General features: G+C 29.6%; 15 protein-coding genes. All 15 read right to left on the bottom strand.

What is annotated here, in order from left to right; translation table 11 throughout:
- Window positions 1-2: 2 nt before the first annotated feature.
- Window positions 3-911: a sulfotransferase family protein gene (locus tag IM744_RS00510; protein WP_194506130.1), complete on the bottom strand. Its 909-nt coding sequence runs from the start codon at window positions 909-911 to the stop codon at window positions 3-5.
- 15 nt (window positions 912-926) lie between these two features.
- Window positions 927-1,973, bottom strand: coding sequence for an MATE family efflux transporter (locus IM744_RS00505; protein ID WP_394354969.1), 1,047 nt, complete (start codon window positions 1,971-1,973; stop codon window positions 927-929).
- A 300-nt stretch (window positions 1,974-2,273) separates the two neighbouring features.
- Window positions 2,274-2,789, bottom strand: coding sequence for a hypothetical protein (locus IM744_RS00500; protein ID WP_194506128.1), 516 nt, complete (start codon window positions 2,787-2,789; stop codon window positions 2,274-2,276).
- 13 nt (window positions 2,790-2,802) lie between these two features.
- The gene (cysN, locus tag IM744_RS00495) at window positions 2,803-4,059 is read right to left on the bottom strand and encodes a sulfate adenylyltransferase subunit CysN (protein ID WP_194506127.1); all 1,257 of its coding nucleotides are present in this window, start codon (window positions 4,057-4,059) and stop codon (window positions 2,803-2,805) included.
- Between the two features lie 93 nt (window positions 4,060-4,152).
- On the bottom strand, window positions 4,153-4,350 hold the full coding sequence (locus IM744_RS00490; protein WP_194506126.1) for a hypothetical protein: 198 nt from the start codon (window positions 4,348-4,350) through the stop codon (window positions 4,153-4,155).
- Between the two features lie 12 nt (window positions 4,351-4,362).
- A complete protein-coding gene (locus tag IM744_RS00485) occupies window positions 4,363-5,535 on the bottom strand; it encodes a hypothetical protein (RefSeq protein ID WP_194506125.1) in 1,173 nt (390 codons plus the stop codon).
- A gap of 38 nt (window positions 5,536-5,573) precedes the next feature.
- Window positions 5,574-6,953, bottom strand: a complete 1,380-nt coding sequence (locus IM744_RS00480) for a hypothetical protein (protein ID WP_194506124.1) — start codon at window positions 6,951-6,953, stop codon at window positions 5,574-5,576.
- A gap of 80 nt (window positions 6,954-7,033) precedes the next feature.
- Window positions 7,034-8,506 (bottom strand): MBOAT family O-acyltransferase, encoded by a 1,473-nt coding sequence (locus IM744_RS00475; RefSeq protein WP_194506123.1) that lies wholly within the window; start codon window positions 8,504-8,506, stop codon window positions 7,034-7,036.
- A gap of 15 nt (window positions 8,507-8,521) precedes the next feature.
- Entirely contained in the window at window positions 8,522-9,427 is a 906-nt protein-coding gene (cysD, locus tag IM744_RS00470) for a sulfate adenylyltransferase subunit CysD (protein ID WP_194506122.1), read from the bottom strand.
- The gene (gene cysC, locus IM744_RS00465) at window positions 9,420-10,022 is read right to left on the bottom strand and encodes an adenylyl-sulfate kinase (protein ID WP_194506121.1); all 603 of its coding nucleotides are present in this window, start codon (window positions 10,020-10,022) and stop codon (window positions 9,420-9,422) included. The genes cysD and cysC overlap by 8 nt, the downstream gene beginning before the upstream one ends.
- Before the next feature lie 10 nt (window positions 10,023-10,032).
- Window positions 10,033-10,467 carry a DUF2061 domain-containing protein gene (locus tag IM744_RS00460; RefSeq protein ID WP_194506120.1) on the bottom strand — a complete coding sequence of 145 codons (435 nt, stop codon included), beginning with the start codon at window positions 10,465-10,467 and terminating at the stop codon, window positions 10,033-10,035.
- Complete coding sequence (cysQ, locus tag IM744_RS00455; RefSeq protein WP_194506119.1) at window positions 10,467-11,276, bottom strand: 3'(2'),5'-bisphosphate nucleotidase CysQ; 810 nt, start codon at window positions 11,274-11,276, stop codon at window positions 10,467-10,469. Before cysQ ends, IM744_RS00460 begins: the two co-directional genes overlap by 1 nt.
- Complete coding sequence (locus IM744_RS00450) at window positions 11,254-12,300, bottom strand: GDP-L-fucose synthase family protein (RefSeq protein WP_194506118.1); 1,047 nt, start codon at window positions 12,298-12,300, stop codon at window positions 11,254-11,256. Before IM744_RS00450 ends, cysQ begins: the two co-directional genes overlap by 23 nt.
- A 6-nt stretch (window positions 12,301-12,306) precedes the next feature.
- On the bottom strand, window positions 12,307-13,425 hold the full coding sequence (gene gmd, locus IM744_RS00445) for a GDP-mannose 4,6-dehydratase (protein ID WP_194506117.1): 1,119 nt from the start codon (window positions 13,423-13,425) through the stop codon (window positions 12,307-12,309).
- A 98-nt stretch (window positions 13,426-13,523) separates the two neighbouring features.
- Window positions 13,524-14,384 (bottom strand): dTDP-4-dehydrorhamnose reductase, encoded by an 861-nt coding sequence (gene rfbD / locus IM744_RS00440; protein WP_194506116.1) that lies wholly within the window; start codon window positions 14,382-14,384, stop codon window positions 13,524-13,526.
- Window positions 14,385-14,454 lie beyond the last annotated feature (70 nt).

Here is a 14,454-nt window from a genome sequence, read left to right as displayed (position 1 = left end):
GTTTATTGAAAATATTTAGAGTTCCATTTAGAAACATCTACATTTAATGTTTTTATTTTGTTCACATCATCCTTAAAAACCTCTGACAGATACGTTTCTGTTTTGATGTCAATTTCAGGTGTTTCTACTTTAAATTTTTTAATTATTCTTTGTTTCAAATGCTTAAGCCACACTGGAATTGGAAAACTTTTTTTAATAGCTGTTTTAAAACTATTGTCTTTGAATATAATTTTAGTAATAAAATTACTTTTGTAAGTTCCCCCAGGGTTATACCTCTTATCTAGATTAGATGGTTTAAAATCACTATCTACTTCTAAAAATTGAAATACTTTCTTTATTGTAATTTCAGTGTTTTTAGAAAGTTCTTCTTGAGTAATAATTAATACTTCGTCAAAAACATTCTTAGCTTCTTTTATCTTATCAAAATATAACGAATTAAAGGTATAATACCAGAAATCTGAATAGCTTAATTCTTTTCGTTTCTCCTCTTTAATTAAGGCATCATAAAAACTCAAAGTCTCACGGTGAGCTCTGACCAAGTGTAAATAATTAGAGTGCGCCCTTTTAATAGGGTCTCTTAATAAAATAATAACCTTAGGATTGTTTAGCTTTGTCTTTATATTTTTAAATTCCGAAGGATAATTAATATAAGATGGTGAAGCATCTCCAATAGCTATCTCATCTTTAACGTTATTATAACATTTATTATAATCTTCCTGAGTTTTTATTTGAGTTTTTTTTATTTCTTTATCTCCTTTGCCTTGATTTTGTAATCCTAAAATATGGCTTGTAAAAAAATGTAATTCTTTTTGCTTAGGCATAAATATTTCAGGGTGCTCATTCAAATAATAATGAAGTGCTGTAGATCCACATTTAGGGAAGCCTGAAACAATAAAATTAGGTAAACTCATTTTTTGGTTTAATTTTTAAGATATAAATGTTTTTACTTTATCTTGTTTAAAGGTTGTTATTGCTGCTATAGTTTTCCATAGTATCATGCTAAAAGCTGTTGATGATGCAGCTCCTATCATTCCATATTTTGGAATATAAATAATATTTAGTATTACATTAAGCAATAATCCAAAAATAAGCATTCTCTGTAGCTTATTCTGCTTTCCTGTCATATTCATATAAACTCCAACAGGACCACATAATGAATTAAATAATTGGCCTAACAATAATATTAAAAGCGCATTTTGAGCAACAACGTATTCATCTCCAAATAAACTGAGAATCCATTCTGAAAAAAAGGCTAATAGTACAATTACTGGAAAGCTTAAAATTAAAATAAGCCTGTTACTATTTTTAAGCAACGTTTTTAATTGATTATTATCTTTGTTCGCATATATTTCGGCTATTTTTGGCGCTATAATTATATTAACAGATAGTAACGCTAGCGATGTTATTGTTGATAGTTTAACAGCTACTGCATAATAAGCAACTTGTTCAAAAGTACTATATTTTGTTAATAATAAGATATCTACACTCTGCATTAAAAAGTAGGACAACGCACTAATAGCCATAGGGTACGACTTCAAAAAAATATGCCTATAACTTAAGTGGGATGTTATATCCTCTAATTCTGATTTTAAAATTATTCTATATATGACAATAAATGATCCAAGAGCTAGACATAAAAAACTCAATAGGTACGCATCTATAAGATATAATTCATTAGAACTATACACCAAATAAATAGCTAAGATTAAAAAGGGTAAGTATCTAAAAACATTTCGAAACAACTCTGATAAAATAGTTTTACCAAGTGCTCTAAGCATATCTACATTTAAAAAAGTAATTGCATATAGAGATAAAGAAAATACAACCTTGTTAATGAGGTACGAAGCTTCTTTTTTATCAAAAATATTATTAATTACACTTTCAGGTATTAAAAAACTCACTATTAATAAGATAGTGCATGTTAAAAGAATCAATCCTAACATTTTATAATAAACATTTTTCAATGAACCCATTGAATTTTGAGACTTAAACAGTCCTGAATAATAAATTATAGATTGATTGGTCCCTAATATTGAAAGGCCTCCAATAATCATTAATATAGACCTTACGAAATCAAACTGTCCAACAAGTTTCGGTGAAAAATAATTTGTTAAAAAAAGAGATAATATAAACAATAAAAATACACCTGAGATTTTAATAGTCAGCACTTTTAAACTTCTGCCCATGAGATCAGATTTTAAAAATTTCGCAACGATACTATTAAAATTCATACTCAAACCAAATTAATTTTTAAATTTCATATTAAGAAACAACTATTTCTTTGTAAGTAAATTAATTAGTTTATTATTAGCATATAAAAATGGTGCGTGCTTTCCGTCTATTTTTTTTGTGATAATATTTAACTCATCATCAAATGTAACAAACTTGCTAGCTATAAAGTAATCTTTAATTTGAGCTTTAGGAATATCTATACTGTTTGACCCTTTAGAAATCGATATACTTTGTATTTCAACTTTCTTTTGAGATTTATTACCTAAACTTATTACTAACTTTTTTGAAAATACATTTTCAAAAAAATTTACAGTCATACTCTCATAGTTACTTGTTACAGGAATAAATTCACTCACATGAATATTGATTTTCTGAAACTCATCAATTTCTATTTGGTTTAGCATGATTTTAAATTCATCTTTCGCTGAGGTTTTTAAATCCATTTTTACTGAAAGCACCTCTTTTTTTGTTTCTATGGAATCATTGATTGGAGATTTCTTTTGATTACACGAACTTAATAAAGCTATTAGACAAGAAAGTAATATAAATTGTTTCATCAATACTTTTCTTTTAAACAATCATACCTGCCGCAACAGTTTCATTTGTTGCATCATCAATAAGAATGATACTTCCTGTTGTTCTGTTTTCTCTATAAGAATCAACCATTAATGGTTTAGTAGTTCGTATTTTAACTTTAGAAATATCGTTCATTTTAAGATCTTTATCTTCAGTATTACGACCTAAATTTTCGATGTTTATTTTGTATACCACTTCTTGAATCATCGCTTTTTGCTCATTACTAGTATGTCTTATACTGTATTTTGCTCTTGGTTTTGCTGGATTGTTATTTAACCAACATAACATCACTTCAATATCTTGAACAGGCTCTGGTTTGTTATTAGACCTTACAATCATATCACCTCTACTTATATCAATATCATCCTCTAAGGTTATAGAAACAGACATTGGAGCGTAGGCCTCATCTAGTTCTTTATCTAAAGTATCAATAGTTTTAATTTTTGATGTAAACCCAGATGGCATTACAGTAATTTCATCACCAACTCTAAAAACACCACTCGCTAATCTTCCTGCGTAGCCTCTGTAATCACGATGTGTATCATTTTGTGGTCTTAGAACAGTTTGAACAGGGAACCTAGCATCAACTTTATTAATATCGCTACTAATATGCATCGTCTCTAAAGTATGAAGCAATGGCGCACCTTGATACCAATCCATGTGCTTTGATCTATTCACTACATTATCGCCATTAAGCGCACTAATTGGAATAAATTGAATATCCTGAACCAACAATTTAGATGAGAACTCTTCAAATTGATTAATAACCTTAGTGTAAGTTTCTTCAGAATAATCTACTAAATCCATTTTATTAATACATACAATTACATGTGGTATTTGTAATAATGACGCGATAAATGAATGCCTTTTAGTTTGCTCAATAACTCCATGTCTTGCATCAACCAAAATTATTGCTGCATTTGCTGTAGAAGCTCCAGTAACCATGTTTCTAGTGTACTGGATATGACCTGGTGTATCTGCGATGATGAACTTACGTTTTGGTGTTGTAAAATATCTATAGGCAACATCAATAGTAATACCTTGTTCTCTTTCATCTTTAAGTCCATCTGTAAAAAGTGCTAGATCGACACCGTCATGACCTCTCTTTTTACTAGTGTTTGTAATGGCTTCTAATTGATCTTCAAAAATAGATTTTGAATCATAGAGTAATCTCCCTATTAATGTGCTTTTTCCGTCATCTACACTTCCTGCAGTTGTAAATCTTAGTAGTTGATTGTTATTTAATGCCATTAGATTTTGGTTTTAATTTTATTCTAATTTTAATTTTTATATGTGTTTGAGATATAACATTTCCCATCTTCATCTTTCAAAATATGATAAATGCTATAACTCTCTTTTTTCTAGTAATCGTTTTGAAATTTTGAATTTATATCCACCAGTCTTGTAATCCTCTCCATACCTTTCCTCCAATAATGGTGCTTTCCTTTCTTGAACTTGATTTTTGATACTGACATAAGTGAACGTTTCATTTTTTTTAAGTGCAATGATTTTTTGTGTCTCAGAATTCACTATACCTTTCATGTGCATTCATACCTAAATTTCTATAAAATTATTTTGTTTAGGTATGATAATCTCTTTAGGTAAGTTCTTCTTTATACCACTATTTAGAATACCATTTACTTTGTTTACAGAACCCAAAAAACTTGAATCTTTCTCTTTATTATTTACATTATATATTAATCTCTCAAGTGTTAAGCTCTTAATGTAGTTAACATCTTTAATATTAAGATTATTATTTATATAATTTGCTAATATATTACTCGCAATAATCTTTCCTTTATAATTTAAATGTTGGTTTCCAAGAACCTTGCTTTTCTCATCTAGAATATAGCTTTCATCTAAGTTCTTAATTTTATTTATATCTAAAAATTTTACATTTTCATGATTACCTATTAGGTCTTTTAGTTGTTTATATGCAACGTTATATTCTTTTTTTGTTTTTTCATAATATAAATTAAAAAAAGGAACAGTAGTGAAAATCAATTGAAAATTATTCTCTTTAGATAAGCTAATAATCTCTTTGATAATTCTTTTTTGGTCTTTTGAAATAGTTATTGAATCAACAAAAGGTGTATCGCTATACTTCTTTGCTCGAGATTTATTTATTTGTGTTGTGCCTAAAGCATTATCATAATGATTATTGATTTTTTGACTCGATAAATATTTACTTAATACATTTGATGCGGTTTCAGTATCTGACCATGTTTCGTGATTTCTAAATATATTAAATGATTTATAATAAACATTATCATTAAAGATAATGTTTGCTTCTTTCAATTTATCAAAACTGGTTTTTTTAGCATAAAAGAAGTTAGGATTGTTTACAATTAATTCTCCTTCTTTATTTAAAAGTTCCTGCGGTTGTCCAGGAGCAAGCAATGCAAAATTTTCTATAATTACGAGTTCTGATTTCTGAGTTCTTAGAGCTTCCTTTAATGTACTGAACATTTCATTTAAATTTGTTCCAGCCATACTTAGATTGTATGCATTTATCTGACATTTTCCTGAAATAATTCTAGAATTTAACCCACAATGCTCATGTGAATTACCAATTGTAATCGTATTAAGGGAGTTTTTAGGTTTTTTATAAAAAGCGAAGTAATTCCTAAAATCAATCTTATCCTCGACAAAGTAAGGGTCAAGACTATAGCCAATAAAACAAACTAGGCTAAAAAATAGTATGGTTTTTATAATTAAACTCTTCATGTTTTAAAATTGATAGTTCTCCACAATCATTATCTTTCTTATTCTATGATTAACCATTTCCACATATCTTTAACAAAAATTTCTCCCTTATCAGACTCTATAATGTTGTAAATTTTATATTTACCTTTTTCTATTGATTGTCTATTGAAGTTAAATTGAAAACCAGACATTTTGTAATTGTCTCTAAAACGTTCTGATATTGACTTATTTTCTCTGTTTTTTAAGTTGCCTTCAGATATAACTATAAAATTATTTTTCTTCTTTAATGCGAGCTTTCTAGTTGTTCTCTTCAAATTTAAGTCTTCCTTGAACATCCAGCCTTTAATAGATATGTTTTTTTGGTGTCTAGGAACTGATATGGTGTTTGTTAAACTGTCTCCAATACGGTATTTAAAGTTATTAATACCAATAATATTACCAAAAAAAGTAGAGTCTTTTTCTATCTTTCTGTTGTTGTATAAAATATCTTCGATAGTTTGAGTTCTATTTCCAGAATCTGTATCAAACTTATAATTATTTTTTATGAATTTTGACAACAAATTACTATTGTTTATAATTCCTTTGTAATTAAGGTGTTGGTTATGATTCATTGTGCCTGGTAAGAAACGTGTTTTATCATATCCTTTAACCTCTTGATTAATATCATAATACTTTACGTTATCATGACTTTTAAAAAGTTTATTTAATTGGCTTGACACTTTATTGATACCCACTTCTGTATTTTTATAATAGGCATCCAAAATTGGTGTTGTAAAAAACAGAAGTTCGAAGTTCTCGATTTTTGATAACTCAATTATTTTATTCAGATATAATTTTTCGTTTTCCGATAGAAAGAACTTTTTAGTTGAAAACTCTTTATTATTATACTGTTCGATTACAGCATCACTAATAAATGATAGTTTTTTATTATAGTCTTGATTAATTTTTTTAGGATCTAAGGATAGCTTCGCCTGAGTCGAAGCTGAAAGTCGTTCCCCATCAGTCCAAACATCATTAAACCTAAAACTATTAAACATATTGTAAAGCTTACTATCAGGATATGTTTTACTTATTTCTTCATATTTTACCAAACCAAATCTCTTATAATATTCAGCATTATATGGTTTCACTAACAATTTGTCATTATCGTCAATTAACTTATTGTAAGTGTCTTTAGGTTCGATAAGTGTGTATGTTTCCATTACAACAAGATTTGGATTTTGACTATTCAAGACTTCTTTCAAATTATAATACATTTGAGCAATCGTCATTCCTCCTCCACTAATCTTAACCGAATTTGTTTTACAATTAGCATCAATGATATAAGTATCTACACCTTTATTTAAATGCGAACTACCAATAAAAATGATATCTAATGTATTTTTGTCCGATTCATAAAATGAATTAAACGTGCTTACATCCCAACTCTTGTTATTCACAAAGAAAGGGTCAATCTTTAAAAGAATAAAGACTAAAAAAAGACTAAAAACCAAACATTTAATAACTAATGACCTCATCATTAAAATTGAAAATAAATAAACTCTTGAATATTTCTATCACCATAAATACCAAAAACAACAATTGATAATACAATAGTTAGATAACAAGACCATCTAAATATTGTAGCTTCATTATTTAACATTTTCACTACATTGAGTTTTCTATGAAAATGCTCAAATATAAACAATAATAAAATTGCAATACTAACTACTCTAAACTCATTAGGCTTAAAACCAACCAAATAAGTTTCCTTTTTAAATATTTCACCTAAATTAATGTCATTAAAAAGACCATGTATTATTTGATAGGAATCATTTAAAGAATTTGCTCTAAAAAACACCCAAGCAAAACAAACAATAGTAAATATGATTAAACTGAAGAAAAGATGGTTAGAAAAATTGTTTTTTTGCAGACCTAGTTTTTTAAACACTCTTTTTCTAATCTTAAAACTTCCTTTTTCTATCATCAAAATCACACCGTGTATAGCTCCCCAAATAATGAATGTCATTGCAGCACCATGCCAAAAACCACTAACCACGAAAACAATAAATATATTAGCATAAGTTCTATACTTCCCTTTTTTGCTACCTCCTAAAGGAATATATAAATAGTCTCTAAACCATGTTGATAAAGAAATATGCCATCTCCTCCAAAATTCTGTTAGGGATTTAGAAATATACGGACTATCAAAATTTTTCATTAAGTCAAATCCCATCGTTCTTCCTAAACCTATTGCAATATCTGAATATGCAGAAAAATCACAGTAAATTTGAAATGCAAATAAAACCGTAGCATAGAGATACCCTACACCTCCATAATCATCTACATTATTATAAACTTCATTTACATATAGAGCCGCTCTATCTGCAATCACCATTTTTTTAAATAAGCCAAAAGCCATTAGCAAAAGGCCAGACTTTACAAGTTTATAATTAAACTTATATGTTTTATAGAATTGAGGTAATAAATGAGATGCTCTTTCAATTGGGCCAGCAACCAATTGTGGAAAAAACGATACAAAAGCTCCAAATGCTAGAAGATCATTAGTTGGTTTTAACTGTTTTCTATAAATATCAATGGTATAGCTTAATGTTTGAAACGTATAAAAACTAATACCTACAGGTAATATTATATTTAATGTTGAAACTTCAAGCTCTCTTCCAAATAATCTGAATGAATCTACAAATGTTTCAATAAAAAAATTAGTGTACTTAAAATAAACAAGAAATCCTAAATTGACAAATAAGCTTACAAAAAGCAACTGTTTTCGTTTGGTCGCATTTTCTGTATTATAGATTTGCTTCCCTACATAGAAGTCAACTAAGGTGCTTATTGCTATTAAGAATAAAAATCGCCAATCCCACCAACCATAAAAAACATAGCTGGCTGCCAAAATCAAAATATTTCTAAGAGTTAAATTACTGGTTACTAACCAATAAAGAACGAATATAACTGGAAAGAAAATCGCAAAATCAAGTGAATTGAATAGCATTTAGGCTCCTTAATTTTAAAAATATCCTTGACGTTTTCTATCTTCCATTGCAGATTCTGAGCGCTTATCATCACTTCTATTTCCTCTTTCGGTATTTCTCATACCAGCAACCTCTATAGCTATTTTTTCTAATGTATCAGCTTCAGACTCATCACCGCCAGTAATTGTAATATCACCCAGAGTTCTAAATCTAATCTTTTTTGTTACTACCTCTTCATGATCTTCTAATATTAAAAACTCAGAATTTGGAATCCAAGTGTCCTGTCTCCAAACCACTTCTCTTTCATGTGCAAAATATAATGATGGAATTGCAATATTCTCTCTCTTGATGTAATTCCAAACATCCATTTCTGTCCAGTTACTTATAGGAAAAGCTCTAAAATGTTCGCCTTCAAAATGTTTACCATTAAAGATATTCCAAAGTTCTGGTCGTTGGTTTTTAGGATCCCATTGACCAAAATCGTCACGATGTGAAAAGAAACGCTCTTTAGCTCTTGCTTTTTCTTCGTCACGTCGCCCTCCACCTATAGCGCAATCTACTTTATTGGTTTCAATAGCGTCTAAAAGCGTTGTAATTTGTAGTGCATTACGTGTTGCATTTTTTCCTTTTTCTTCAGCTACGCGTCCATCATCAATAGATTCTTGAACAGAACCTACGATTAAATCAACACCTAATTCCTTGATAATATCATCTCTAAATTGAATAGTTTCAGGGAAATTATGTCCTGTATCTACATGCATCAAAGGAAATGGGATTTTTGCTGGATAAAATGCTTTTTTAGCTAAATGTGTTACTAATATAGAATCTTTTCCTCCTGAAAATAATATAACAGGGTTTTCGAATTGAGCCCAAACTTCACGTAAAATAAAAATGGCCTCGCTCTCTAATTCGTCTAAATAATTTAAATAATATTTACTCATGGTTGAGTTGTAATTTAGGTTTAATAAAATCTACAATTCTATTTACAGAATCTTCTATAGATTCGTTTTCGGTTTTTATTTCAATATCTGGACTCTCAGGAGTCTCGTAAGGAGCAGAGATTCCTGTCATATTTTTGATTTCTCCTGCTCTAGCTTTTTTATATAAGCCCTTGACATCACGACGTTCACATTCTTCCACACTTGTGTTAATATAAACTTCAACAAAGTTAACATCTTTAACGATAGTTCTAATATTCTCTCTATCTTTTTTGTACGGAGAAACAAATGCTGCTAAAACAACCAAACCTGCGTCTACCATCAAGTGAGAAACTTCAGCAATACGTCTTATATTTTCTGTTCTGTCTTCTGGAGCGAATGAAAGGTCATTATTTATACCTTTTCTAATGTTATCACCATCAAGAGAATACGTTTTTATTCCTAAATCAAATAATTCTTTCTCAACCAAGTTTGCAATTGTTGATTTGCCAGATCCAGATAAACCAGTGAACCATAATAACAATGAGTTATGATTGTTAGATACAATTCTCTGTTCTTTTGAAACTTGATAAGTATGTGGTATTATATTCTCTTTCATAACTAACAAATTATATATCTTCTTTATTCCTTTTAGAAAGCCCATAGTTTAACTTATACCAAAAACGTTCATGGAAATAATACAATAACATTTTTGTAATAACCTCAGCAAATCCTATTTTTAATCCTGTTAATGGATCTCCAGAAATTATCCAAGCAATAAGCATTGTATCAACGGTACCTATTAGTCTCCAAGTAAACGTTTTAGCTATATGTCTTTTTCTGCTTTCAAGCACCTCTCCTTCTTTAGAAAGATTTATTTTAAACCAAGCTCTTTCATGAAAGTAGTATAATAGCATTTTTGTAACAACTTCGGCAGATCCAATTTTTAAACCAATCATTGGGTCACCAGATATTATCCATGAGAGAATTATGGTATCAATTGTACCTACAATTCGCCAAGTAATGGTTTTAGCAATATGTCTTTTACGCGACTGGTCTTTCATTATTTAGTTACAATAAACCACGGGTTTAACAGGTTTTGCTTATTGTACAACAATGATTGATTTGTTTCTTTTGAAATAACCTTAACACCTACTGCATTACATATCGCTTGTCCTGCAGCAGTATCCCACTCCATCGTAGGAGCAAATCTAGGATAAACATCAGCGCTACCTTCTGCAACTAAACAAAACTTTAAAGAACTTCCTTTAGAAACTATTTCTACATTTTTACCATTAGCTTTTAGATCATCTACATAATCTAAAGTCTCTTGACTCATGTGAGAACGACTGCCAACAACTTCAACCAAATTACTCTTATTGTTTTTAGGTTTAAGTTCTTTTGAACCTTCTAAAATATGTGATATTGAAGTATCGTGTGAAGTTAATTCAATTTTATAAGCCTTATTTTTAACATTGTCAGCAAAATAAAGAGTCTTAGAAGCAGGGACATAAATAACTCCTAAAACAGGTTTTTGATTGGTTATTAATGCAATATTTACTGTAAACTCACCATTTCTCTTGATAAATTCTTTAGTGCCATCAACAGGATCAACCACCCAACATGTGCTCCAATTTTTTCTTATAGTATAATCGGTTTGTTTGTTTTCTTCACTAATAATTGGAATTGGTGTAGTAATTAAAAAAGAGTTAATGATATCATTAGCTCTTTTATCTGCCTCAGTTAGAGGAGATTTATCATCTTTAATTTCTACATCAAAAGCAGTGTCATACACTTGCATAATAACTTCTCCTGCCTTTAAAGAAGCTTCAATAGCAACTTTTAAATTGTTATTTATTTCTATACCACTCATACATTTTATTTATTCCGTCTTTTAACTCCATTTTATGCTTCCAGCCTAAGGCATTGAGCTTTGATACATCTGTGAGTTTTCTGAGTGTACCGTCAGGTTTTTCTGTATTATAAATTAGCTCTCCCTTAAAACCAACAATGCTCTTTATTTTTTCTGCTAATTCCTTTATAGAAATATCTTCTCCAGTACCAATATTTATATGCGTGTTTCTAATTTCTTTTTTTTCTTCGGAAAACGTATCCTTAAAATCTCTGTTTTCCATAATAAACACACATGCATCTGCCATATCTTTTGACCACAAAAATTCTCGTTTTGGCTTTCCAGAACCCCAAATTTCTACACTGTTTTCGGAAACTCCAAATGAAGATAAATACGCTTTTGCATCTTCAATATTTGATAGATCAAGATCCTTTAAAACAGCCTCAATATTATTTTCATTAAGTAACTTAGCTAAATGTATCTTTCTTATGAGCGCAGGTAAAACATGAGATTTTTCTAAATCGAAATTATCATTTGGTCCATAAAGATTAGTTGGCATTACTGAGATGAAATTGGTCCCATATTGTAAATTATAACTTTCACACATTTTTATACCTGCAATCTTAGCTATTGCATAAGGCTCATTTGTATATTCTAAAGTATCTGTAAGAAGATAATCTTCTTTCATTGGTTGAGGTGCATTCTTAGGGTATATGCATGTGCTTCCTAAGAAAAGTAACTTCTTCACACCATGCTTATAACTTTGATGAATCACATTATTTTGAATCATCAAGTTAGCGTATATAAAATCTGCTCTGTAAACATTGTTCGCAATGATACCTCCAACTTTTGCAGCAGCAAGAAATACAAATTCAGGTTTTTCCGAAGAAAAAAATTCTGAAACCTCATTTTGATTTGTAAGATCAAGTTCTTTGTGAGTTTTAGTAATAATATTATTAAACTCTTTTTGTTTAAGGTTCTCTAATAATGCACTTCCTACTAAACCACGGTGACCAGCTATATAAATTTTAGATTCTTTATTCATAAAGTACTACTCAAAGTAATTTTTGATTCTGTAACCTCCATCTTTTAGGTATTGTTGCTTCTGCATCAATCTAACATCACTAGACATCATATCTTCTACTAATGCTGGTAAATCATATTTAGGAATCCAACCTAATTTTTCTCTGGCCTTTGTCGCATCACCAATAAGTAATTCTACTTCGGTTGGTCTAAAATATTTTTCATCTACTGAAATAACTTCTTTACCAATCTCAATTTGATATTCTGGCTGACTACATGACTTAATATAACCTCTTTCGTTTGAGCCTTCTCCTTTAAATTCAAGTTCAATTCCTACGTGATTAAAACACATTTTAATAAAATCCCTCACTGTTGTAGTTTTACCGGTAGCGATTACCCAATCTTCAGCTTCATCAGCTTGAAGAATCATCCACATCATTCTAATGTAATCTTTAGCATGTCCCCAATCTCTTTGAGCATCTAAATTACCTAAGTAGATTTTATCTTGTAATCCTAAAGCTATTTTTGAGGTTGCTCTTGTAATTTTTCTTGTAACAAACGTTTCTCCTCTTATTGGTGATTCATGATTAAACAATATTCCATTACAAGCATACATACCATAAGCTTCACGGTAATTTACAGTTATCCAGTAAGCATACATTTTAGCAACCGCATATGGGCTTCTTGGATAGAAAGGTGTCGTTTCTGTTTGAGGTACTTCTTGCACTTTACCGTATAGTTCTGACGTAGATGCTTGATAAATTCTTGTCTTTTTTTCTAATCCTAGAATTCTAATAGCTTCTAACAGACGTAATGTCCCAATACCATCTGCATTAGCTGTATACTCTGGCATTTCAAAAGAAACATGTACATGACTCATTGCAGCAAGGTTGTAAATCTCGTCAGGTTGTACTTCTTTAAGAATTCTAATAAGATTAGTACTATCTGTTAGGTCGCCATAGTGTAAAATAAAATTCTGATTTTCCACATGAGGATCTTGATACAAATGATCTATTCTATCGGTATTAAAAAGAGATGATCTTCTCTTTACACCATGAACGATATATCCTTTTTTTAACAAAAACTCACTTAAATAGGCTCCATCTTGTCCTGTAACTCCTGTAATTAGGGCTATTTTCTTTTGCATTTCTTAAAGTTTAAAATATTAAACAATCCTTTTAGGATGGATTTAATGATTTGCAAATGTATGATTTTTGTTCCTATTTCCTAGTTAATAAGACTTTCTTACTCTTGAGGTAAATTTTCAAGAACTTCATCAACACATTCTTCCCATTTTGTCAGTGGCTTACCATAAAGCTGCTCTACCTTGCTGTTGTTCATTACACTATAAAATGGTCGTTTAGCTTTAGTAGGATAATCTTTTATTGGTGTGACATTTGTACTTTTGTTTAAGTACTTTGATATATATTGTGCTAATCCATACCATGTAGTCTCTCCTTTAGCAGAAAAATGATAAGTCCCAAAATTTTTAATCGCATTAGTAATTAAAAAAAGAATGAAATAAGATAAATCATGACAGCTTGTAGGAGTACCTCTTTGAGAGGTAATTATCGTTAATTTCTCGTCCTCTTTAAGTCTATTGAAAATTGTTTTTACAAAGTTTTTATCAAACTTTGAATATAGCCAGGAGACTCTTATAATAAAATAATTGTCAAGATGTTTTCTAATATGTTCTTCCCCTAATAACTTAGACTCACCATAAACGTTTATAGGGTTTGTTATGTCGGTTTCTATATAAGGTGACTGTTTTGTACCATCAAAAACATAGTCTGTTGACACATGAATGAGAACTGTATTATAAGTGTTGCAATTGACAGCTAAATTTTTTACTGCGTTAGCATTAACATCAAAAGCCTTTTTGATTTCAGTTTCAGCTAAATCAACATTTGTATATGCAGCACAATTAATACAGTAATCAAATTTGTTTGATTGAAAGTAAAGCTCTAAACTCTCACTATTGGTAATGTCTAATTCTGATTTTTCTACAAAAACAAAATCAATTGAATTGATAAAATCGCTCGAAATTTCTTTAATAGTTTTACCTAATTGTCCATTTGCTCCTGTAACTAAAATTCTACTTTTCATTTAAATATTTTGAAAGCGTTGATAATTCTTTGTCTTTATCTAAAAAAATGATTTCATCTTCAGACATTAA

The sequence above is a fragment of the Psychroserpens luteus genome (assembly GCF_015319355.1).
Taxonomy (GTDB): Bacteria; Bacteroidota; Bacteroidia; order Flavobacteriales; family Flavobacteriaceae; genus Psychroserpens; species Psychroserpens luteus.
This window is presented reverse-complemented; position numbering and strand designations above follow the sequence as displayed.

Bases quoted from the DNA above. Each gene is read 5' to 3' on its own strand.
- IM744_RS00510 (WP_194506130.1), bottom strand. From the start codon at position 911: ATGAGTTTACCTAATTTTATTGTTTCAGGCTTCCCTAAATGTGGATCT.
- IM744_RS00505 (WP_394354969.1), bottom strand. From the start codon at position 1,973: ATGGGTTCATTGAAAAATGTTTATTATAAAATGTTAGGATTGATTCTT.
- IM744_RS00500 (WP_194506128.1), bottom strand. From the start codon at position 2,789: ATGAAACAATTTATATTACTTTCTTGTCTAATAGCTTTATTAAGTTCG.
- cysN (WP_194506127.1), bottom strand. From the start codon at position 4,059: ATGGCATTAAATAACAATCAACTACTAAGATTTACAACTGCAGGAAGT.
- IM744_RS00490 (WP_194506126.1), bottom strand. From the start codon at position 4,350: ATGAAAGGTATAGTGAATTCTGAGACACAAAAAATCATTGCACTTAAA.
- IM744_RS00485 (WP_194506125.1), bottom strand. From the start codon at position 5,535: ATGAAGAGTTTAATTATAAAAACCATACTATTTTTTAGCCTAGTTTGT.
- IM744_RS00475 (WP_194506123.1), bottom strand. From the start codon at position 8,506: ATGCTATTCAATTCACTTGATTTTGCGATTTTCTTTCCAGTTATATTC.
- cysD (WP_194506122.1), bottom strand. From the start codon at position 9,427: ATGAGTAAATATTATTTAAATTATTTAGACGAATTAGAGAGCGAGGCC.
- cysC (WP_194506121.1), bottom strand. From the start codon at position 10,022: ATGAAAGAGAATATAATACCACATACTTATCAAGTTTCAAAAGAACAG.
- IM744_RS00460 (WP_194506120.1), bottom strand. From the start codon at position 10,467: ATGAAAGACCAGTCGCGTAAAAGACATATTGCTAAAACCATTACTTGG.
- cysQ (WP_194506119.1), bottom strand. From the start codon at position 11,276: ATGAGTGGTATAGAAATAAATAACAATTTAAAAGTTGCTATTGAAGCT.
- IM744_RS00450 (WP_194506118.1), bottom strand. From the start codon at position 12,300: ATGAATAAAGAATCTAAAATTTATATAGCTGGTCACCGTGGTTTAGTA.
- gmd (WP_194506117.1), bottom strand. From the start codon at position 13,425: ATGCAAAAGAAAATAGCCCTAATTACAGGAGTTACAGGACAAGATGGA.
- rfbD (WP_194506116.1), bottom strand. From the start codon at position 14,384: ATGAAAAGTAGAATTTTAGTTACAGGAGCAAATGGACAATTAGGTAAA.